The 21,235-nt window shown below is 67.9% G+C and carries 21 protein-coding genes; 12 read left to right on the forward strand and 9 right to left on the reverse strand.

From position 1 onward, the window contains the following. Nucleotides 1-275: 275 nt before the first annotated feature. Nucleotides 276-719 (reverse strand): DNA polymerase III subunit chi, encoded by a 444-nt coding sequence (locus ABLE38_RS18325; protein WP_348975679.1) that lies wholly within the window; start codon nt 717-719, stop codon nt 276-278. 298 nt (nt 720-1,017) lie between these two features. Between ABLE38_RS18325 and lptD the strand changes: the two genes are divergently transcribed. The 4 genes from lptD to rsmA all read left to right on the forward strand — a co-directional run bounded on the left by lptD (nt 1,018) and on the right by rsmA (nt 6,487). Further along, complete coding sequence (lptD, locus tag ABLE38_RS18330) at nt 1,018-3,186, forward strand: LPS assembly protein LptD (RefSeq protein WP_348975853.1); 2,169 nt, start codon at nt 1,018-1,020, stop codon at nt 3,184-3,186. Between the two features lie 190 nt (nt 3,187-3,376). Continuing rightward, nucleotides 3,377-4,672 (forward strand): peptidylprolyl isomerase, encoded by a 1,296-nt coding sequence (locus tag ABLE38_RS18335; RefSeq protein ID WP_348975680.1) that lies wholly within the window; start codon nt 3,377-3,379, stop codon nt 4,670-4,672. 1 nt (nt 4,673) lies between these two features. After that, entirely contained in the window at nt 4,674-5,669 is a 996-nt protein-coding gene (gene pdxA / locus ABLE38_RS18340; RefSeq protein WP_348975681.1) for a 4-hydroxythreonine-4-phosphate dehydrogenase PdxA, read from the forward strand. Beyond that, nucleotides 5,666-6,487 carry a 16S rRNA (adenine(1518)-N(6)/adenine(1519)-N(6))-dimethyltransferase RsmA gene (gene rsmA / locus ABLE38_RS18345; RefSeq protein ID WP_348975682.1) on the forward strand — a complete coding sequence of 274 codons (822 nt, stop codon included), beginning with the start codon at nt 5,666-5,668 and terminating at the stop codon, nt 6,485-6,487. The genes pdxA and rsmA overlap by 4 nt, the downstream gene beginning before the upstream one ends. Nucleotides 6,488-6,553: 66 nt before the next feature. Here the strand turns inward: rsmA and ABLE38_RS18350 are convergent, their stop codons facing one another. Further along, complete coding sequence (locus ABLE38_RS18350; protein ID WP_348975683.1) at nt 6,554-7,063, reverse strand: tetratricopeptide repeat protein; 510 nt, start codon at nt 7,061-7,063, stop codon at nt 6,554-6,556. 29 nt (nt 7,064-7,092) lie between these two features. Further along, entirely contained in the window at nt 7,093-8,277 is a 1,185-nt protein-coding gene (locus ABLE38_RS18355) for an RsmB/NOP family class I SAM-dependent RNA methyltransferase (protein ID WP_348975684.1), read from the reverse strand. Nucleotides 8,278-8,655: 378 nt separating this feature from the next. On the opposite strand from ABLE38_RS18355, the gene purT reads away from it, so the two are divergent. Then, nucleotides 8,656-9,825: a formate-dependent phosphoribosylglycinamide formyltransferase gene (purT, locus tag ABLE38_RS18360; RefSeq protein ID WP_348975854.1), complete on the forward strand. Its 1,170-nt coding sequence runs from the start codon at nt 8,656-8,658 to the stop codon at nt 9,823-9,825. Between the two features lie 77 nt (nt 9,826-9,902). Continuing rightward, entirely contained in the window at nt 9,903-10,874 is a 972-nt protein-coding gene (locus ABLE38_RS18365; RefSeq protein ID WP_348975685.1) for a hypothetical protein, read from the forward strand. Here ABLE38_RS18365 and ABLE38_RS18370 read toward each other — a convergent pair. Then, nucleotides 10,871-11,890, reverse strand: a complete 1,020-nt coding sequence (locus tag ABLE38_RS18370) for a phosphatase PAP2 family protein (RefSeq protein WP_348975686.1) — start codon at nt 11,888-11,890, stop codon at nt 10,871-10,873. The genes ABLE38_RS18365 and ABLE38_RS18370 overlap by 4 nt on opposite strands. A gap of 219 nt (nt 11,891-12,109) precedes the next feature. On the opposite strand from ABLE38_RS18370, the gene ABLE38_RS18375 reads away from it, so the two are divergent. Next, a complete protein-coding gene (locus tag ABLE38_RS18375) occupies nt 12,110-12,931 on the forward strand; it encodes an alpha/beta hydrolase (RefSeq protein ID WP_348975687.1) in 822 nt (273 codons plus the stop codon). 45 nt (nt 12,932-12,976) lie between these two features. On the opposite strand, the gene guaB is transcribed toward ABLE38_RS18375, so the two are convergent. The 3 genes from guaB to ABLE38_RS18390 all read right to left on the reverse strand — a co-directional run bounded on the left by guaB (nt 12,977) and on the right by ABLE38_RS18390 (nt 15,782). After that, nucleotides 12,977-14,434 carry an IMP dehydrogenase gene (gene guaB / locus ABLE38_RS18380; RefSeq protein ID WP_348975688.1) on the reverse strand — a complete coding sequence of 486 codons (1,458 nt, stop codon included), beginning with the start codon at nt 14,432-14,434 and terminating at the stop codon, nt 12,977-12,979. Next, nucleotides 14,403-14,903 (reverse strand): hypothetical protein, encoded by a 501-nt coding sequence (locus tag ABLE38_RS18385; RefSeq protein ID WP_348975689.1) that lies wholly within the window; start codon nt 14,901-14,903, stop codon nt 14,403-14,405. Before ABLE38_RS18385 ends, guaB begins: the two co-directional genes overlap by 32 nt. 69 nt (nt 14,904-14,972) lie before the next feature. Beyond that, nucleotides 14,973-15,782, reverse strand: coding sequence for a CoA ester lyase (locus tag ABLE38_RS18390; RefSeq protein ID WP_348975690.1), 810 nt, complete (start codon nt 15,780-15,782; stop codon nt 14,973-14,975). Between the two features lie 47 nt (nt 15,783-15,829). On the opposite strand from ABLE38_RS18390, the gene ABLE38_RS18395 reads away from it, so the two are divergent. Genes ABLE38_RS18395 through ABLE38_RS18410 form a run of 4 tightly spaced genes read left to right on the forward strand, consistent with a single transcriptional unit; the run spans nt 15,830 to nt 19,503 of the window. Continuing rightward, on the forward strand, nt 15,830-16,822 hold the full coding sequence (locus ABLE38_RS18395; RefSeq protein WP_348975691.1) for an SPFH domain-containing protein: 993 nt from the start codon (nt 15,830-15,832) through the stop codon (nt 16,820-16,822). A 1-nt stretch (nt 16,823) separates the two neighbouring features. Then, on the forward strand, nt 16,824-17,273 hold the full coding sequence (locus ABLE38_RS18400) for an NfeD family protein (protein WP_348975692.1): 450 nt from the start codon (nt 16,824-16,826) through the stop codon (nt 17,271-17,273). A gap of 23 nt (nt 17,274-17,296) precedes the next feature. Then, nucleotides 17,297-19,117 (forward strand): DUF885 family protein, encoded by a 1,821-nt coding sequence (locus ABLE38_RS18405; protein ID WP_348975693.1) that lies wholly within the window; start codon nt 17,297-17,299, stop codon nt 19,115-19,117. Nucleotides 19,118-19,164: 47 nt separating this feature from the next. Next, a complete protein-coding gene (locus tag ABLE38_RS18410; protein ID WP_348975694.1) occupies nt 19,165-19,503 on the forward strand; it encodes a DUF2809 domain-containing protein in 339 nt (112 codons plus the stop codon). A gap of 1 nt (nt 19,504) precedes the next feature. Here the strand turns inward: ABLE38_RS18410 and ABLE38_RS18415 are convergent, their stop codons facing one another. After that, nucleotides 19,505-19,810 carry a hypothetical protein gene (locus ABLE38_RS18415; RefSeq protein ID WP_348975695.1) on the reverse strand — a complete coding sequence of 102 codons (306 nt, stop codon included), beginning with the start codon at nt 19,808-19,810 and terminating at the stop codon, nt 19,505-19,507. A 247-nt stretch (nt 19,811-20,057) separates the two neighbouring features. Between ABLE38_RS18415 and ABLE38_RS18420 the strand changes: the two genes are divergently transcribed. Further along, nucleotides 20,058-20,777, forward strand: a complete 720-nt coding sequence (locus tag ABLE38_RS18420) for a hypothetical protein (protein WP_348975696.1) — start codon at nt 20,058-20,060, stop codon at nt 20,775-20,777. Here the strand turns inward: ABLE38_RS18420 and ABLE38_RS18425 are convergent. Further along, entirely contained in the window at nt 20,774-21,220 is a 447-nt protein-coding gene (locus ABLE38_RS18425) for a hypothetical protein (RefSeq protein WP_348975697.1), read from the reverse strand. The genes ABLE38_RS18420 and ABLE38_RS18425 overlap by 4 nt on opposite strands. Between the last annotated feature and the right edge of the window lie 15 nt (nt 21,221-21,235).

Consider the following 21,235-nt stretch of genomic DNA (forward strand, 5'->3'; position numbering starts at 1 on the left):
TCCCTAGTCCGGGGATGCACAGGATGCAAGCGCCGCGGCTGTCCTACAGGCGCGCGTTCTGCTATTGTTCCCGCCGGCGCTCTTTGAATCATGAAGATCATGCGATGAACGCGCAGCCCGTTCGGCGGCGCGTGCATATATCCGCGTGCAAGGTGTCCGTTCGTGCAACACCGCCACGGAGGGAAAACGGCAAGGAAAGCGTACGGAAACGGCACCTCTAAAGGCGCATTCGGCCCATACGCACCATACTTCCGCGTCCGAAGTGCCCGGAACGCTCAGGCCGCCTTCTCCCAGCGCCCCTGCTCGTTCTGCTTCCAGTAGTTGCGCTCCACGCCCTCGCGGTCGGCCAGCGCCTTCCAGGCCTGGCGCGCTTCGGCGATGCGCTCCTCGTCGAAGAAGTGGAAGGCGCGCTCGAAGCCCAGCGCCTCGTCGCGCCACACTCCGTCAGCCAGCGCGATGTTCTTCGCGCCATTGGCCGCCATAGCCGCCTCGCCCGCGATCAGGATCGGCTGGCGGTCGTCGTCGGGCCCGCCCACCTGGCCGTGCGGCAGGAAGCTCTCCGCGCTGTAGGTCCACAGCAGCTGGTCGAGCTTTGCCCGTTGGCTCGCCTCCCCGGCTACGATAAGCAGCCTCCCGCCGGTCTCGACCACGCGTTCGGCGATCCGGGGCAGCGCGCGCTCGAGCGGAAGCTGCGTCAGATGGTAGAAATCGACCTGCATGGCTCCTGTTAGCGCTTCCGTGCGTTCGGGCCAACGCACGTGACGTTGCGATGGCGCAATCGCTGCGATAGGGCGGGAACGGCCGCGTGCACGGGAGTGAGAAATAAAGGTGGGAATCGAAGTGACGCGCAAGGCCTTGCTGCTGACGGCCGCGCTCGGCGTGTGCCTGGCGGCCGAAGCGCGCGCCCAGCAGGCGACCGAGACGCTGCAGACGGTGCCGCAGCCCGGTCCCCAGGCCGCCCCGGCGCCTCCGCCTGCGCCGACGACGCCCGCGCCGACTCAGGACGCGACGCCGAGCCTGCAGACCCCCGCGGTCGAGCCCCCGCCGCCCTCGCCCACGGCGCTGCCCGAAGGCGAGGACCAGATCCAGTTCACTGCCGACCAGCTCGACTATGACAATGAGCAGGACGTGGTGACGGCCACCGGCGACGTCCGCCTCTATCGCCGCAGCGAGCGGCTGCGCGCCGACAACGTCGTGTGGAACCGCAAAACCGGCAAGGTGATGGCAGAGGGCAATGTCGTCGTCGTCAATTCGCAGGGCGACAGCGCCTATGGCGACCAGGTCGAGCTGACCGACACGCTGAAGGGCGGCATCGTCGAGAACATGCTGGTGGTGCTCGATGCCGGCGGCCGCATCGCCGCCCAGCATGGCGAGCGCCACGAGGATGGCAGCTTCACTGTCGAGAATGCCGCCTACACGCCCTGCGCGGTCGGCGATTCGGAGGGCTGCCCCAAGGAGCCGAGCTGGAAGATCACCGCCAACCGCGTGATCTACGAGCCCGCCAAGAAGCGGCTGCGCTATTCGGGTGCCCGCGTCTCGGTGTTCGGTTTCGCGACGATCCCGCTGCCGGTCTTCTCGCATCCGGTCGGCGGCGAGAGCGCGAGCGGCTTCCTGACCGCGGACCTGCGCTACAACCGCACCAACGGCTTCCAGTTCGCGCTGCCCTATTACATCAGCTTCGCGCCCAATCGCGACCTCACCGTCACGCCGCGCATCTACACCAACGTGCTGCCGATGATGCAGGCGCAATATCGCGAGCTCAATTCGCTCGGCGCCTTCCAGGTCAGCGCCTATGGTACCTATAGCCGCCGCGCCGACGACCTGACCGTGCCGATCACGCCGGCCACGTCGAAGAACGACTTCCGCGGCTATGTCGATGCCATCGGCAATTTCCAGATCGATCCCTATTGGAGCGCCAGCGCGTCGATGCGGCTGGTCTCGGATCGTACCTTCCTGCGCCGCTACGACATTTCGAACGACGATCGGCTGCGCAATAACGTTCGCGTACAACGCATTGATTCTGATAGCTATTTTTCGATCAATGCTTGGGTCGTGCAGACCCTTCGGGTGGGCGATCGCCAGGGGCTGCAGCCCTATGCCCTGCCCGAGATCGACTATCGCCGCCGGATGAACGACGGCGTGATCGGCGGGCGTTTCGAGTTCCAGCTCAACACGCTGGCGATCGGCCGCTCCGATGGGCAGGACACGCAGCGCGCCTTCGCCAGCGCCCGCTGGGACCTGCGCCGGCTGACCAACTGGGGCCAGGAAGTGACGCTCACTGCCTATGCCCGCGGCGACCTCTACAACGCGCACGACACGATGCTGACGACGATCGCCAGCTATCGCGGCGAGGAGGGGTTCCACACCCGCGGCATCGCCGCCGGCGCGATCGACGTGAAATGGCCGCTGGTCGGCGAGCTGTTCGGCGGCACCCAGCGCATCACCCCGCGCGTCCAGCTGGTCGCCTCGCCCAAGATCGCCAATCTCGAGGTGCCCAATGAGGATGCCCGCGCGGTCGACCTCGAGGATTCCAACCTCTTCGCGCTCAATCGCTTCCCCGGCTACGACCGGTTCGACGACTCGACCCGCTTCACCTGGGGCCTCGACTATGCGCTCTACCTGCCGGGCTTCTCGATCGACGCCAATATCGGCCAGAGCTACCGCATCTCCTCGCGCCCGACGCTGCTCCCCGATGGCACAGGGCTGACCGACCGGGTCTCCGACATTGTCGGCCGCACCACGATCCGGTTCCGCGACTTCGTCAGCTTCTCGCACCGCTACCGGCTCGACAAGGACGGCCTCGCCTTCCGGCGCAACGAACTCGACATGACGCTCGGGTCGCGCGCCACCTATGTCGAGCTCGGCTATCTGCGGCTCAACCGCAATATCGGCCCGGCGCTCGAGGACCTGCAGGACCGCGAGGAGGCGCGGCTCGGCGCCCGCATCCAGATCGCCCGCTTCTGGTCGCTCTCGGGCTCGACGCTGATCGACCTCACTGATCGCAACGAGGATCCCACCTCGCTGGCCGACGGCTTTGAGCCGGTGCGCCACCGCCTCGGCATCACCTATGAGGACGACTGCCTCCGCCTAGGCTTCACCTGGAAGCGCGACTATGCGACCACGGGCGATGCGGCGAAGGGCAATTCCTATCTCTTGACGCTGGCGTTCAAGAACCTCGGGCGCTAGGCTCGGGGCCGAGGGGAACCGCTGGTAAGCCTAAGTTCAGGCACAATTGGCCATTAAGCGCCACTTTCCGGCAGATTTGAGGGTACGGATTCACGTGAACATTGGTGTTACCAAGGCGATCCGCGCAGGGCGCTTGTCCATTTTGGCGCTCGCGATCTCCAGTCTTGCATCCGCTGCTATGGCCCAGACGGTGCCGGACGCGACCGCCCCGCAGCCGTCGCAGGAAGACGCCAGCGCCGCGCTTGCCGCACAGCTGGACCTTCCGACCGATCTGAAGATCTTCGGCAAGGCCGATCCCAACATCCGCAAGCCCACGGCAATCGTGAACGACGCAGTGCTCACCGGCACCGATGTCGACCAGCGGCTCAACCTGATCATCGCGCTCAACAAGCTCAACCTGAAGCCGGAGGAGCGCGACCAGTATCGCATGATGATCCTGCGCCAGCTGATCGACGAGACGCTGGAGATCCAGGAAGCCAAGTCCAACGAGATCACGATCGACGCCAAGGAGATCGACCAGAGCTTCGCGTCGATCGCCCGCCGCCTCCAGAAGACGCCAGAGCAGATGCGCGCCTTCCTGCGCCAGTCCGGCGCTTCGGAGCGCACGATGCGCAAGCAGATCGAGGGCGAGGTCGCCTGGCAGCGCGTGCTGCGCCGCAAGGTCGACATCAACGTGAGCGAGGAAGAGGCCAATGCCGTCCTCGCGCGCCTCAAGGCTGCGCAGGGCAGCGAGGAATATCACGTCTACGAAATCTACATGAACGCCACCGACGACCGTAAGCAGGAAGTCTATGCGGGCATGCAGCGCATCATCCAGCAGATGAAGGAAGGCGCGCCCTTCGACTATCTCGCCAAGACCTATTCGGAAAGCTCGACCAAGGGCCAGGGCGGCGACCTCGGCTGGGTCCGCCTCGCCCCGGGCATCCTGCCGGACGAGATGTCCAAGGCAGTGGAGGAGATGACGCCCGGCCAGGTCGCCGGCCCGATCCCGCTCTCCACCGGCTTCACGGTCGTCTACCTCGCCGACAAGCGCAAGGTCGGCATGGCCGATCCGCGCGCGGCCAAGCTCTCGCTGCGCCAGATCACGATCACTTTCCCCAAGGGCACGACCGAGGCGCAGGCCACGGCGCGCGCCGGCCAGTTCGCAACCGCCACCCAGGCGATCAAGGGCTGCGGCGACGCGGCCAATGTCGCGGCGGCGCAGAATGCCGATGTGGTGGAGAAGGACGGCATCGTGATCGGCGACCTGCCACCCGCGCTGCAGCAGATCATCCTGCCGCTGCAGGTCGGCCAGGTTACCCAGCCCTTCGGCACGGTCGAGGATGGCGTGCGCGTGCTCGTCGTCTGCGGTCGTGACGATCCGCCCGCAGCGAACCTGCCTTCGGTCGAGCAGATCCAGGGCCAGATCGAGGACCAGCGCGTCAACCTGCGCGCCACGCGCATGCTCCGCGACCTGCGGCGCGACGCGCTTATCGAATATCGCTGAGGTGTTCCGGCCGCTCGCCATATCCATGGGCGATTCGGCCGGCATCGGCCCGGAGATCACCGCCAAGGCGTGGAAGGCGCGCGCGCTGCATTCGCTCGCGCCCTTCTTCGCGATCGGCTGCCCCCGCGCCGTGGAGCGGGTGTGGGACGGGCCGATCGTCCGGATCACCAACCCCGACGAGGCGGCGGACGCCTTCGAGCGCGGCCTGCCGGTGCTGGCGGTGAACGACACGATCGACGTGACGCCCGGCAGCCCGGACGAGGACAGCGCCAAGGCCGCGCTCCAGTCGCTCGAGCTGGCGGTGGGCCTGTCCAATGCCGGCGCGGCCGGCGGCGTGGTGACCGGCCCGGTTTCCAAGGCCCAGCTCTACAAGATCGGCTTCACCCATCCCGGCCAGACCGAGTTCGTCGCCGAGCGCTGCGGCATCTCGCCGGAGAATGCCGTGATGATGCTCGCGGGGCCGACGCTGCGCGTGGTACCGATCACGGTGCACGAGCCGCTGGCCCGCGTTCCCGAGCTGCTCACGCTCGAGCTCGTCCTCGCCAAGGCCCGGGTGACGGCGCGCGGGCTGCTGCGCAACTTCGGCATCGAGCGGCCCCGCCTCGCCTTTGCCGGGCTCAATCCGCATGCCGGCGAGAGCGGCGAGATCGGCCGTGAGGAGATCGACGTACTTCAGCCTGCCATCGCCATCCTCCGCGAGGAGGGGATCGATGCGATCGGGCCCTTCGCCGCCGATGCGATGTTCCACCCGCGCGCCCGCGCCGGCTATGACGTCGCGCTCTGCCCGACGCACGACCAGGCGCTGATCCCGATCAAGACGCTGCATTTCGACGAGGGCGTGAACATCACCCTCGGCCTGCCGATCGTCCGCACCTCGCCCGACCACGGCACCGCCTTCGGCATCGCCGGCAAGGACGAGGCCAATCCCGGCGCGATGATCGCCGCGATCAAGATGGCCGCCAGCGCCGCCCAGCGCAGGGCCGAAGCCGCGGCGTGACCAGCCTTCCGCCTCTCCGGGAAGTCATCAGCAAATATGGTCTCAGCGCGAGCAAGGCGCTGGGCCAGAATTTCCTGTTCGACCACCAGCTGCTCGCCCGCATCGCCAAGGTGCCGGGCAAGCTCGACGGCGCCGAAGTGTTCGAGGTCGGCCCCGGCCCCGGCGGGCTGACCCGGGCGCTGCTGGAAGGCGGCGCCAGCGTCACCGCGGTGGAGCGCGACCGGCGCTGCATCCCGGCGCTTGAGGAGCTGGGCACCTTCTTCCCCGGCAAGCTCAAGGTGATCGAGGGCGACGCGCTGGAAGTCGATGCGCCTTCGCTGTTCGAGGGCAAGCCGCATGTCGTTGCCAACCTGCCCTACAATGTCGGCACCGCGCTGCTTGTCGGCTGGCTGTCGGCGGCGTGGGAGCCGTGGTGGGCGAGCCTGACGCTGATGTTCCAGAAGGAAGTCGCCGAGCGGATCGTCGCCGGGCCGGACACCGAGCATTACGGGCGGCTCGCGGTGCTGTCGCAGTGGCGCTCCACCCCGAGGATCGCGATGAACGTCCACCGCTCGGCCTTCACGCCGCCGCCCAAGGTGATGTCAGCGGTGGTCCATATCGTGCCCGCCGAGGCGCCGGAGGGCGTCCGGCTGAAGACGCTCGAGACCCTCACCGCCGCCGCCTTCGGACAGCGCCGCAAGATGCTGCGCCAGAGCCTGAAGGGCGTGCCCGGCGCGCTTGCGGCGATGGAGGGCCTGGGCATCGACTCCGCCCGCCGTGCCGAGACGGTGACGGTGGCGGAATTCGTCGCGCTGGCGTGGACGCTGAGCCAAGCCTGAGAAAGAGCGGCGGGCATCAGCCCACCGAGCACCCCAAGCAGGCGAAATCCTACATTACAAGCGCGATCAGGGCTTGGCGGTGGGCGCCGCGTTCGGGGCAGGTTCGGCCTGGGCGGTGGTGACCGGCGGGCCCTTGGCGATCGCTGCTGAGAGCTGGGTGGCATCGCCGCAGCTCTTGGCGCAGAGCTTCTCGATCTTGCCGAGATTTTCCTTGGCGCGTTCCATCGCGCCCTTGGCGACCATCGCCTCGCCCTGGCCGCGCAGCGCCGCGGTGTCGTTGGGCTCGAGGCTCAGCGCCTCGCGGTAGAGCCGGATCGCCTTGCCGGGCAGGCCCTTGGCACGGGCGACTTCGGCGAGGACCAGATAGGCATCGCGGTTGCGCGGATCGACCACCAGCGCGCTCTCCAGCATGTCGCTGGCGCCATCGGCATTGCCGGCGGCGAACGCGGCGCGGCCCTGCTTGACCAGTTCCACCGAGCGGGGATCGATCAGATTGTCCGCACGCTGCGCCATCAGCGAGGTGGAAACCGAGAGCAGCATCAACGCACCCGCCGCCCCAATCGCAGTAAACCGCATCACATTCTCCGAAATCTGCCCGCTCGCTATCATGGCCGGCGCATCCTCGCGACAAAAAAGCCGTCGGTCGAGTCCCTTAGCGGGGTGAAGCGAAGTCCGGGGCCGCGCGGCGTGCCGGCGCCGAGCGCCAGCGGCTCGGCGGTCCAGCCCGGATGGCGATCGAGAAACGCCTCGGCCTGCCCCGCCCCCTCGGCATCGAGCAGCGAGCAGACGACATGGACCAGCGTGCCGCCGGGACGGACGAGGTCGGCGGCGATATCGAGGATCGCGGCCTGGGTGGCGACATAGCGGTCGAGCCGCTGCGGATTGAGCCGCCAGCGCGCCTCGGGATTGCGGCGCCAGGTGCCCGTGCCCGAACAGGGCGCATCAACCAGCACGACATCGGCGCGGCCGGCCTGGTCGGCAAGCATCGCGCTTTCCTGGTTGGGATTGAGCAACCGGGTCTCGACGATGCCCACCCCTGCCCGCTCGGCGCGCGGCATCAGGCGGGAAAGCCGGGGACGGTCGATATCGCAGGCAAGGATCGAACCGTGGTTCGCCATCGCGGCGGCCAGCGCGAGCGTCTTGCCGCCACCGCCGGCGCACAGGTCGACGACGTGCTGGCCGCGCTCGACACCGGCGGCGAGGCTGACGAATTGGCTGCCGGCATCCTGCACCTCGAGCGCGCCGTCCTTGTAGGCGGGCAGCTGCTCGACCGGCGTGTCCGAGGGCACGCGCAGGCCCGCGGCCAGGCAGGGCAGCGGCACGGCGCCGGAGATCTGGGCCTGGATCGCCGCGGGATCGGCCTTGAGCGTGTTGACCCGGATATCGAGCGGGGCGCGCTCCAGCAGGGCGGCCTGCTCATCGGCATCGAGGCCCGAGGCGGTGAAGGCTTCCGCCAGCCAGGCCGGCAGCACGCCCGCTTCGGCGACGGGTTCATCGGGTGCGATCGGCGCGGGGCCATAGGGCGAGCCGTCGAACAACTCGGTCAGCTCGGGGCGCCTGGCAACCAGCGCCAGCATCGCGGCGCGGCCGGTCTCGGGACGCTCGCCGAGCATGCGGATCGCATCATAGACCAGCTCGCGGATCGCCCGGCGGTCCTTCGAGCCGGCATAGCGGCGCTCGGCGAACCATCTGGCGATGATCGTGTCGGCCGATCCGCCCTGGTCGCGGGCGGCAGCGGTGATCCGGTCGAGCAGGTCGATCGCGGCCTGGAGGCGGGCTGCGGGATTCATTGACTCAGGGCCCAAAGTGAAGGGAGTCGCGGCAAATCATTCCACTTTGCCGCCCCGTTCGCGGCGCGCTCGGAAGAAAGGCGGAGTTGCTCGGCGCGGCGCATCGCTCTGCTCAAGCAGAGGAAATCCTACATTGGTAGCGAAATCTTGCGGCTAAAGCCCTCTCCCCTCCGCGGAGAGGGTTGGGAGAGGGGCATGACTTGCCGGCCAGGGGCATCGCTCTCGGCCAGAGACACACTGCCCTCTCCCCGGCCCTCTCCCCAGGAGAGGGAGAAGGCGCCGACGCTCCGCATCCTCCGCGCGAAGACGATAGCGCAGGGCATGGACAAGGCCCGAGCTTCCCGCCACAGCCGCGCCAACCCAAGGGAAGGCAAGCATATGGCGTTCACGGCGAAGATCCTGCTCCTCGGCTCGGGCGAGCTCGGCCGCGAGTTCGTGATCTCGGCCAAGCGGCTCGGCGCCTATGTGATCGCGTGCGATGCCTATACGGGGGCGCCGGCGATGCAGGTGGCGGACGCGCACGAAGTGTTCTCGATGCTCGACGGCGATCTGCTGCGCGCCGCGGTGGAGAAGCACAAGCCCGACTATGTCGTGCCCGAAGTCGAGGCGATCCGCACCGAAGTGCTCGCCGAGCTGGAGGCCGAGGGCTTCACCATCGTCCCCTCCGCCCGCGCGACGCAGATGACGATGAACCGCGACGGCATCCGCGAGGTCGCCGCGGTCGAGCTCGGCCTGCGCACCTCACGCTATCGCTATGCCGAGAGCCTGGAGGAAGTGCTGGCCGGCGCCGAGCACACCGGCCTGCCCTGCGTAATCAAGCCGGTAATGTCCTCCTCGGGCAAGGGCCAGAGCACGGTGCGCGCCGCCGAGGACCTCGAGGCGGCCTGGGACTATGCGGTGGCGAACATGCGCGGCGACCGCAAGCGCGTGATCGTCGAGGAGTTCGTCGCCTTCGACTACGAGATCACCCTTCTGACGATCCGTACCAGGGAAGGCGTGCTGTTCTGCCCGCCGATCGGCCACCGCCAGGAACGCGGCGACTATCAGGAGAGCTGGCAGCCGGCGGCGATGTCGGCCCAGGCGATCGCCGATGCACAGGAGATGGCGCGCAAGGTGGTCGACGATCTCGGCGGCCATGGCATCTTCGGCGTGGAGTTCTTCGTGAAGGGCGAGGAAGTGATCTTCTCCGAGCTGTCGCCGCGCCCGCACGACACGGGCATGGTGACGCTGATCTCGCAGAATTTGAGCGAGTTCGACCTGCATGCGCGCGCAGTGATGGGGCTGCCGATCCCGGCGATCACGCTGCACGGCGCCTCGGCCTCGGCAGTGATCCTGGCGGACCGGGCTTCGGAGATCTTGTCCTATGCCGGGCTCGCCGAAGCGCTGGCGACCGAGGGCGGCGATGTGGACGTGCGGATCTTCGGCAAGCCCAATTCGCGGCCCTATCGGCGGATGGGCGTGGCGCTGGCACTGGCGGGCGACACCGATGCGGCACGGCGAGTCGCGGCCGAGGCGGCGGCGAAGATACGGATCGACTATGGCGCCTGAACCCACCAGATCGGTGCGAACTTTCGCTCGCGAGGCGCGCATCAGCTGATATCCCGCTGCTAGGGGGAGGCACTGCGATGAACAACCTGCCGGGCATGATCGTGGGAGGCGGGCTCGCCAGCCTGGCCGCGGCGATCGGCATCCATGCGATCGCCGGGCAGAGCGTGCCGTCGCCGGCGAAACCGCTCTCGCCCGAAATTTGCACTGCCTATCATTTCGACGTCGCCGGACCGGACGGCAAGGTCCACCGTACGTCCAGCGCCGGCATGTCGGGCGATGGCACCGGCGCGATCTTCTTCACGCTGCGCTTTCCCGACGGACTGCCCGATCCGGGCATCGTCCCCGCCTCGCGACCGCGCTCGCAATTCGGCGGCGGCAGCGTGCTCACCCTGCAAACCGCCAGCCGCGGCGACTTCCGCTTCGAGAAGGCCGGCGACCCGCAACCCATCTTCATGCGCGAGGCGGCGGTGCTCAGGGCGGGCGATAGCTGGTTCGTCGGCGACCGCATGACGTTCGATGCGCAGGATCGGTCGATCGAATTCTCGGTGACCGCCGACTTCATCGACATCTTCCAGAACACGCTGACCTTCGAGATCTGGTGGAAGGGCCAGCGCCGCCTCAGCGCCAGGATCGTGCCGGACAAGACCACGCCCGAGGGCTTCGGCCCCGCCTGCCTGGCGTTGCCGCCCGCGATGCGCAACAACCCGAACTACTCGAGGCGCCCCGGAGCATTGCTGAAGATCGCGCCGGCGCCAACCCCGCGCCTGCAGGAGTTCCTCGGCGCGCCGAACGGGCCGCGATATTCCAACCCCTTCGACGTCTATGACAAGACCGCCGGCAGCGCTTCCTTCACGGTGACGGTCGGGCGTGACGGGCAGATCAAGCAGTGCGACCTGACCGCCAAGACCGGCAAGGTCGGTGCGCGGCCCGCCGCATGCGAGACGGCGCGTCAATGGGCGGAATTCTCCCCGGCGACCGACGGCGCCGGCGCGCCCAGGGAAGCGGAGGCCAGCTTCACGATCGCGTGGAGCACCGTGCCTTCGGACTAGGTCCGCGCCGTGCCGAACCGCGCCAGCAGCTTCGCCGCGCCATAGAGCGCGACCAGCGCGACCAGCGCGCCGATCAGCATGTCGGAGAAATAGTGCGTGCCCTCCACCGGCACCGACAGCAGCATCGCGATGCTCAGGCAGGTCAGCGGCCAGCGCAGGCGGCCGCAGCGCCAGGCCGTGGCGATGTAGAGCACGCCCGAGGCGGTGTGGAAGCTCGGCGCGGAGACCAGCCCACGCAGCTCGTGCAGGTTGACATAGCGCATCTGGTGCGCGCGCAGCGCCGGGATGAGCTGCTCCTGCCAGATCGCGCTCGAGGGCATATAGGGAATGGGCCCCTTCCACAGATAGGTCAGCGGGCCGACGGCGGGCATGAACCAGTAGAGCGTCAGGGTAAGGAGCGCGGCGACCCAGAAGGCAGCGAGGAAGCGATGCGCCTCGCCGCGCTGGCCGCGCAGGGCGAAGGCGGTGAGCAGGGCTGCCGGGGTGACGTAGATGCTCTGATAGGCCGCGATGCCGAGGATCTGCAGGCTGCGGTGGTGGGCAGTCGCCTCGTACCAGGCGAGCCAGTCGAAATGCAGCGCCTCGTCGATGCGCTGCAGCGGCGCATCCGCCCAGCCGTGCGACAGCCCCGCGATCGGGTAGCTGCTGACCGCGCCGAGCAGCGCCATGGTGGTGAAGAGCGAACAATATTCGGCACAATCGGCGGCTGCCCTCGCCCAGCGGAAGCGCGTGCGAGCGAGCAGCGGCCGGACGGCGAAGGCGAGCGGCAGCACGACGAAATAGGGGATGTTGCCCGGCTGCAGCGGATCGACGCGGAGCCCGGCCTTCCACAGCAACCCCAGGCAGAGCGCGACGCTGAGCCCGAACGCGGCCCAGAGCTGCGCGGCGGAGAAGCCGGTCGCAGGCGCGGCTGGCTGCTCGGATGACGGGTTCGCGGAAACCTCGGGCGCTACACTGGGAGGCGTTCGAAGAAGGGCGTAGCTCGGCACGGGACTAAGGCGATCGGTACTGGGCACTATCGCCCCTTCGTAGCGATTTACCGGTCGCGCGCAATCGGATCGACCGCGGCGATCCTGCCATCCGTCTCCAAACGGGCCGGATCAGGCACTCCAAATGGCTAGCGCGCGCGTACCGGGCCGGGATCGGTGCACCGCCCGCGCGAGCCTAGACCGGCGGCGATCGGCGAGACGCGCCCTGCCAGTGCAGGACCTCGCCCTTCCGGGAAAGGATCGACCATGGCTAGCGTGACCACGCAGGACGGCACCGAGATCTTCTACAAGGACTGGGGCAGCGGGCAGCCGCTGTTCTTCCACCATGGCTGGCCGCTCAGTTCGGACGACTGGGACAGCCAGATGATGTTCTTCCTGGCCCAGGGCTACCGGGTGATCGCGCATGACCGGCGCGGGCATGGCCGCTCGACCCAGACCGACAAGGGCCATGACATGGACACCTATGCCGCCGATGCCGCGGCGGTGGTCGCCAAGCTCGACCTGAAGGACGCGATCCATATCGGCCATTCGACCGGCGGCGGCGAAGTGACGCGCTATGTCGCGAAGTTCGGCAAGGGCCGCGTCGCCAAGGCGGTGCTGATCAGCGCGATCCCGCCGACCTTCATGCAGTCCGCGCGCAACCCCGACGGCGTGCCCAAGGCGGTGGTCGACGGCATCCGCGACGGCACGGCCAACCACCGCGCGCAATTCTACCAGGACATCACCATCCCGTTCTACGGCTTCAACCGCGAGGGCGCGAACGTCTCGCAGGGGATCCGCGACAATTGGTGGCGCCAGGGCATGATGGGCGCGGCGATCGCGCATTGGGAATGCGTGCGGGTGCTGTCGGAGACCGAGTTCTACGACGACCTGGCGGCGATCGACGTGCCGGTGCTGGTGATGCACGGCGAGGACGACCAGATCTGCCCGTTTCCGACCACCGGCGCGCGCTCGGTCAAGCTGCTCAAGCATGGCAAGCTGATCTCGTACCCGGGCCTGCCGCACGGGATGCCGACCACGCATGCCGAGATCATCAACCGCGACCTGCTGGCGTTCATCAAAGGCTGAACGGGCGGGAGGGCGGTGGCGATACCACCGCCCTCCCCTTGCCGTTTACCGCGTCGGGTAGTTCGGCGCCTCGCGGGTGATCGTCACGTCGTGGACGTGGCTCTCGCGCAGGCCGGCATTGGTGATGCGGACGAAGCGGGCCTTCTTCTGGAACTCGGGGATCGTGCCGGCACCGACATAGCCCATCGAGGCCTTCACGCCGCCGACCAACTGGTGGATCACGTCCTTGGCCGGACCCTTGAACGCCACCTGGCCCTCGATACCCTCGGGGACGAGCTTGAGCTGGTCCTTGACGTCCTGCTGGAAATAGCGGTCCGCCGAGCCGCGGGCCATCGCGCCGACCGAGCCCATGCCGCGGTACGACTTGTAGGCGCGGCCCTGGTAGAGGAAGGTCTCGCCCGGCGCTTCCTCGGTGCCCGCCAGCAGCGAGCCGATCATTGCGGTCGAGGCGCCGGCGGCAAGCGCCTTGGCGACGTCGCCCGAGGTGCGGATGCCGCCATCGGCAACCACCGGCACGTCGTGCTTGGCGGCTTCGTTGGCGGCTTCCATCACTGCGGTGAGCTGCGGCACGCCGACGCCGGCGACGACGCGGGTGGTGCAGATCGAGCCCGGGCCGATGCCGACCTTGATGCCGTCCGCGCCCGCGCCGATCAGCGCCTTGGCGGCTTCGGCGGTGGCGATGTTGCCGGCGATGACCTGGACGCGGTTGGAGAGCTTCTTCACGCGCTCGACGGCGCGGCTGACCTCGACATTGTGGCCGTGGGCGGTGTCGATCACGATCAGGTCGACTTCGGCATCGACCAGCGCTTCGGTGCGCGCGAAGCCCTTGTCGCCGACCGTGGTGGCGGCGGCGACGCAGAGGCGGCCGGTCTCGTCCTTGGTCGCGTTGGGGTAGTTCACCGCCTTCTCGATATCCTTCACCGTGATCAGCCCGACGCAGCGATAGGCATCGTCGACGACCAGCAGCTTCTCGATGCGGCGGGCATGGAGCAGGCGACGCGCCTCTTCCGAGCTGACGCCGGCGCGGACGGTGACGAGGTTCTCGTGCGTCATCAGCTCGGAGACGAGCTGGTCGGGACGCTCGGCGAAACGGACGTCGCGGTTGGTGAGGATGCCGGCGAGCTTGCCGTTCGCCTCGACCACGGGAACGCCGCTGATCTTGTGCTGGGCCATCAGCGCGCGAGCCTCAGCCAGCGTGCCGGTGGGCGCCATGGTGATCGGATTGACGACCATGCCGCTCTCGAAGCGCTTGACGAGGCGGACCGCCTCAACCTGCTCCTCGATGTCGAGGTTGCGGTGGAGCACGCCGATGCCGCCGAGCTGGGCCATGACGATCGCCATGTCGGCTTCGGTGACGGTGTCCATCGCCGAGGACAGGATCGGGATGTTGAGCCAGAGGCCGCGGCTTACCCGCGTGCGGGTGTCCGCCATGCTCGGCAGGACTTCGGATTCTCCCGGGTAGAGGAGAACGTCATCGAAGGTGAGGCCGAGGGGAATATCCATGGGGAGCGCCAATGTCCTGATTCGGAAGTTGGCGGCCCATGTAACCGCGAGGGTCGGAAAGCGCTAGGGGGTCGGCGGTTTCCGGTGCCGGAACGCCGAGCAAAGCCTGCTCGAGCGCGATCTGCTGGCGGAAACGGCGGGCGATATGGCCCGAGGCGACGCAATAGCCGGCCCAGTCCTCGGCGACCTTCTGCAGGCTCCAGGCGCCGATATGGTGGGTATATTCGAGCCGCGCCTCGATATTGGAGACGCGCAGCGCCTCGATCATCGCGGCGAAATCGGGGGCAGCGCCCTGGGTGAGCTCGCGGCAGCGCTTGTCGACCTTGTTGCGGCGCTCGCCGGCGACCTTGGAGATGTAGAGGCGCACGCGCGACAGGCGCAGATTGTCCAGCGTCGGCTGGGCGATCAGATGCTCGATCTCGTCCAGCGCGGACAGCAGGTCGCGGTGCAGGGTCGCTATATCGGCCATATCCCCTTCTTAGAGGGGCGATGGGAGGTACGGTGCTTTTACCCTCCGTATTGTTCCATAGTGGTTTAATCACAGGGCAAGATCGAGCAGCGCGCGCGCCTGCTCGACGTGCATCGCCTCGATCATCCGGCCCTGGTAGCGCTCCGCCCCGCCGGTGGCCGCGGCGATCAGCGCGCGGGCTTCGGCGAGCTCGGCGTCGCTCGGGCCGAACGCCCTGGCGGCGATGGCGATCTGGCCCGGATGGATGAGCGACTTGCCGTCATAGCCGAGCGCCCTGCCCTCGCGGCATTCGGCCTCCAGCCCCTCCGGATCGTCGAGCTTGTTGAACACGCCGTCGAGCGCCCAGACTTGGCTGGCGCGCGCGGCGAGGACGATCGTCTGGAGCGCGACGCCCATCTGCGCGCGGCCGCTGGCGGGCGGCAGGCGCAGCGAGGCGGCGAGATCGTTGGTGCCGGCGATCAGGCCCGAGACACCCGGCACCGCGGCGATCTCGGCAGCGGCGAGCACGCCGAGCGGCGTCTCGATCATCGCGAGCAGCGGCTTGCCGAGCGCCGCCACCACCTGCGCGACCTCGCCGGCGCTCTCGGCCTTGGGAAGCACCACGAAATCGGCCAGCGAGGCGGCAATGGCGGCGACATCCTCGAGATGCTCGCCCGACTCGATCCCGTTGATCCGGATCGCGGCAAGGCGCGGGCCGAAGCCCTGGGCGACCGCCGCCACCGCGGCGTGCCGCGCGCCGGCCTTGTCCTCGTCCTTCACCGCATCCTCGAGATCGAGGATGACGAGATCGGCCGCAAGCCCTCGTGCCTTCTCGATCGCGCGCGGATTGGAGGCCGGCAGGAACAAGGCGGTGCGCGGTGCGAGACGGGCTGTGGTCATGCCCCTTCTCTATGCTAGCAAGAAGCAAATCGTGAAGGGGGAGTCGGATGTTCGTACTCAATGTTTTCCTGGGCGCAGTGGCCGCCGTGGTCGTGCTCTACCTCTTCTCCAGCGTGACGATCGTCCGCCAGGGCTATCAGTACACGATCGAGCATTTCGGCCGCTTTACCAGCGTGGCGACGCCGGGCTTCAACTTCTTCCCCGCCTTCTTCTACCGGGTCGGCCGGCGGGTGAACATGATGGAGCAGGTGATCGACATTCCGGGGCAGGAGATCATCACCAAGGACAATGCGATGATCTCCACCGACGGCGTGGTGTTCTTCCAGGTCCTCGACGCGGCCAAGGCGGCTTATGAGGTCAGCGACCTCTATGTCGCGCTTCTCCAGCTGACGACGACGAACCTGCGCACCGTGATGGGTTCGATGGACCTCGACGAGACACTGTCGAAGCGCGACGAGATCAACGCGCGGCTGCTCTCGGTGGTCGATCATGCGACGACGCCGTGGGGCGTGAAGATCACCCGCGTCGAGATCAAGGACATCCGCCCGCCCGCCGACATCGTCAACGCGATGGGCCGCCAGATGAAGGCCGAGCGCGAGAAGCGCGCCAACATCCTGGAGGCCGAGGGCAGCCGCGCCGGCGCGATCCTGCGCGCCGAGGGCGAGAAGCAGTCGAAGATCCTCGAGGCCGAGGGCCGCCGCGAAGCCGCGTTCCGCGACGCCGAGGCGCGCGAACGCTCGGCCGAGGCGGAAGCCAAGGCTACGCAGCTGGTGTCCGACGCGATCGAGGCGGGATCGAGCCAGTCGCTCAACTATTTCATCGCGCAGAAATATGTGGAAGCAGTCGGCAAGTTCGCTACCTCGCCCAATGCCAAGACGATCCTGTTCCCGGTCGAGGCGACGCAGCTGATCGGCACGTTGGGCGGCATCGGCGAGCTGGCGCGCGATGCGCTGGGCGGCGGCGGCAATGGCGGGAACCCGCGTCCCCCCGCCCCGCCGGCAGCGCCGCGGCCGCGGCCGTTCGAACCCAGGGAGGGTTGAGATGAACCTAGCGGAACTGCTCGCCGTGCCTGGGCTCGCCTGGCTGATCCTCGCGGCATTGCTGGCGATCGCCGAGCTGCTGGCGCCGGGCATCTTCCTGGTGTTCATCGCCGCCGGCGCTGCGGTGGCCGGGATCGTCACGCTGCTGCTGCCCAATTTCGACCTGGTGTTCCAGGTGTTCCTGTTCGCCGCGGCTTCGGCGGCGGCGGTGGCGGTGGGCCGGCGCTGGTATCGCAGGAACCCGGTGCCGAGCGCCGATCCACTGCTCAACGACCGCGTTGCGCGGCTGATCGGCCAGGTGGTCACCGTGGTCGAGCCGATCGTGTCCGGCCAGGGCCGGGTGAAGGTCGGCGACGGCGAATGGCTGGCGAACGGGCCGGACGCGCCGGTGGGCGCGCAGGTTCGCATCACCGGCTCGAAGGGCGGCTCGCTCGACGTCGAGCCGGCCTGAGTTTTTAGTTCGAGGAGTTTGATTTGGACACCACTCGCCGCCAGTTGCTGCTCGGCGCTGGCTCGACGCTTGCGCTCGCCGGCACGCCCGCCACCGCCCGCGCGCTGCTCGCCCAGGGCGACGCGCCCGCCCAGGCGCTGATCGACCGCGTCGCCGAACAGATGCTGCGCGACTATCCCGAGACGGCGACGACACTCGGCGTGGACAAGGCCAAGCGCGCCGACCTGAAGCACCAGCTGATGGACCGATCGGTGAAGGGCCAGGCGAAGATCGCCGCGCATCTGCGCCAGACGTTGGCCGATATCGCCAGGCTCGACCTCAACGCGCTGAGTCCGGCGATGCGCACCCATGTCGACGTGATCCAGGCGAGCTTCTCGAACGCGCTGCAGGGCTTCGGCTTCGGCTATGGCGACGTAGCCACGGGCAGCTGGCGCAACTCGCCCTATGTGGTGGTGCAGAATGTCGGCGCGTTCCTCGACACGCCGCGGATGCTCGACAGCGACCACCAGATCGCCACTGCCGAGGACGGCGAGGCCTATCTCGACCGGCTGGAAAGCTATGCCGAGCAGCTGGACGGCGAGACCGAGCGGCTCAAGATCGCCGCCGCCAAGGGCGTCATCGCCCCCGACTTCCTGCTCGACAAATGCCTGAAGCAGATCCGCCTGGCGCGCAGCGGCGACCCCGCCGGCTGGGGCGTGGTCACTTCGGTGGCGAACCGCACCGCGGGGATGAACGGCGATTTCGGCCAGCGCGCCTGGCTGCTCGCCAAGGACAAGCTTGCCCCGGCGCTCGACCGGCAGATCGCCCAGCTCGAGAAGCATCGCGCCCGGGCGACCAGCGATGCCGGCGTGTGGAAGTTCAAGGACGGCGACGCCTATTATGCCTGGGCGCTGAGCGCGGGCACGACGACGACGATGTCGCCGGAGGAGGTCCACCAGATGGGCCTCGACCAGCTTGCCAAGATCCAGTCCGAGATGGACGGCATCCTCAAGAAGGAAGGCTATTCGCAAGGCTCGGTCGGCGCGCGGATGGAGGCGCTGGCCAAGGACCCGCGCTTCGCCTTCCCCGAAGGCGATGCCGGCCGCGCCGAGATCATCAAGTTCATGCAGGAGCGCGTAGCGGATATCCGCGCGCGGATGCCGCAGGCGTTCAACACGCTGGTGAAGGGCAATCTCGAAGTGAAGCGCCTGCCGCTCGAGGAGGAGCCGGGCGCGCCTGGCGCCTATGGCGGCGCCGGATCGATCGACGGCACGGTGCCGGGCAAGATCTGGCTCAACCTGCGCACCACGGCGCTGCACACGCGCTTCTCGCTGCCCGATCTCGCCTATCATGAGGGCATTCCGGGGCATGTCTGGCAGGGCGAATATGCCAACCAGATGCCGCTGATCCGCAGCATCCTGGCGTTCAATGCCTATTCGGAAGGCTGGGCGCTCTATGCCGAGCAGCTGGCCGACGAGCTGGGCGTCTATGCCGCGAACCCGGCGGAGAAGCTCGGCTATCTCCAGTCGATGGGCTTCCGCGCCTGCCGGCTGGTGGTCGATACCGGGCTGCACGCCAAGCGCTGGACGCGCCAGCAGGCGATAGACTGGTTCGTGACCAACAACGGCTCCTCGGTGGAGGAAGTCTCGGGCGAGGTGGACCGCTATTGCTCCTGGCCGGGACAGGCGTGCGGCTACAAGGTGGGCCAGAGCGCGATCGTGCGGCTACGCGAAAAGGCGCAGGCGGCGCTGGGCGCGCGCTATGATTTCAAGGCGTTCAACGATGCCGTGGTGCTCGGCGGCAACGTGCCGATGACCGTGCTGGGGCATGTGATCGACCGCTATATCGCGGAGCGGAAGGGCTAATTTTGGGCCTGACCTGGCGATGGCGCTACGCGGTAGCCGCAGCCCTGTTGTTCGCGGTTGAGGTGATCATCGCACTGTTCGTGCGCGATCGCTTCGTGCGGCCCTATCTGGGCGACGTGCTGGCGGTGGTGCTGGTCTATTGCGGACTGCGCGCGGTGCTTCCGCTGCAGCCCGTGGGCGCGGCGATACTGGCTTTCGCAATCGGCGCGGTGCTCGAGGTCGGCCAGGCGACCCATGTCCTGGACATGCTCGGCGTGCACAATGCGGTGGTGCGCGTGGTGCTGGGCGGCAGCTTCGAGTGGCTGGATTTCGTCGCCTATGCCGCCGGCGCCTTGCTGGCGCTGGCCGGGGAGCGGGTTTTCGCCCGCTCCCCGCGGAGCCGATAGCTCAGCTCTTGCCGAACAGGCCGCCGAGCTGGCCGAGCACGCTGCCACCCTCGGTGTTCAGCAGATTGGCGAAATGGCTGAGCGAGCCTTCGCCGCCGATATGGCCGATGATCTCCTGGAGCTTCTCCACCGGCAGGCCCGTCGCGCCCGCCGCGCCCTCGGCGGTGTCGGTGTCCATCGGGTGGAACTTGGCGAGCGCCTGCACCGCCTGTTCGACATGCTCGGGCGAGAGGCCGACCTTGGCTGCGAGGTTGGCAACGTCCACGTTCTGCGTGACCTGGCCGAGAATGCCGTCGAGAATGCTCATGTTACTACTCCGTTCGAGACTCGTTGCGCAGCCGTTCTAGCACGTCGCGGTCACTGACGCATTGCAGGCGGCGATCACGAAACGGACGCTTACCGGTCACAAACCGGAAACCTGATTTCCGACGCCGGGAGGCGCGTTAACCCCGTTCGGTAAGATTTGCAGAATGAATGGCTATTTAACTTATTTACAAAGACTTAATCGAGAGTCTGAACAACTTTAAGCGAGGGGCGCGCTAAAGATGCGGAACTTGAACTGGAGCGGTCCCAATGTGGAAGCGCTCCTCAACACGATACCGGTTCCCATCCTCATCGTGGACGCCAATCAATCGCGGGCGGTGATGAACGACGCCCTGTGCGCCTTTCTCGGCCGCAACCGCGATTTCCTGCTGAATGGTGACGTCGCCTGGCAGATGTCGCTCCGCTCGGCGGACCTGCCGAGCGACGGCGACGCGGAGCCGCCGGGTGCCGACGAGTTCTCCGACCTGGTCACCAGCGAGTTCTGCGGGCCGCCCGCCGGGCGCAAGGATGGCCAGGTGCTTCGACGGCGGCTCCACGCCGGCGGGCGCAGCTTCCTGCTCGAAGCGGCGTTCGACCCCGGTCCGCGGCCGGTGCTCGACCTGGCGCCCACGGAACCCGGCGCAGCCGAGGGTGCCCGCGCCGGAACGGGCCGACGTCCGGACCGGCTGCTGCTGACGCCCCGGACCGAATCGCTGATACGCGACGCATTCGGCCGCCTGGTGGTGGACAATGGCCTGGCCTGCGATTGCGAACTCTATATCGACGGCGAGCACAATGCCTCGATCGGCGCGCGGGAGCGCCGCGTGGTGCACCTGCCCAGCGGCCTGCACGTCGCCAGCCTGACCTTTGCCGACGGGCATGAGCGGCTGATCAGCGACCCATTCCGCGTCTCGGGCGAGATGGTTGTCACCCTGCCCCTGCGCGAAATCCGGGACGTCGCGACGGCCTAGACCGGCAGCGGCGCGCGGTCCGGCGCAACGAACCCCCGGCGCGCCGGGACGGAAAAGAGCAGCGCGTGGCTGTAAAAGCCGAGCGGCCAGTCGCGGCGGCCGGCTGCGGATTCGAGCAGCGCGTTGACGCGGCCGACGAGACGGGTTTCCGCCGTCCCCGAGAGGAAGTGGCGGATGCCGGCGACATAGGCGCGGGTGATCGTGTCGTGATAGCCGCCCTCGTCGTCGTTCACGCCGCCGACGCTCTCATTGAAGCGCGAGATCAGCCCGGCAATCTCGGCATCGACGTCGACATCCGGTCGCTCGGCGAGGAGATAGAGGCAGGCAGCGAGATGCGCCTCGTGGGTCCACTCCTCCTTGGCAAGCGAACAGGCAAGCAGGCCTTCGCCGAGATGGGCGATCTCGGCGTCGGTGGTGAAGAAGCGAATGGAATGCTCGGTCATCGATCGGGCTCCTAT

The sequence above is a fragment of the Sphingomonas sp. KR3-1 genome, assembly GCF_040049295.1.
Lineage (GTDB): Bacteria > Pseudomonadota > Alphaproteobacteria > Sphingomonadales > Sphingomonadaceae > Sphingomonas.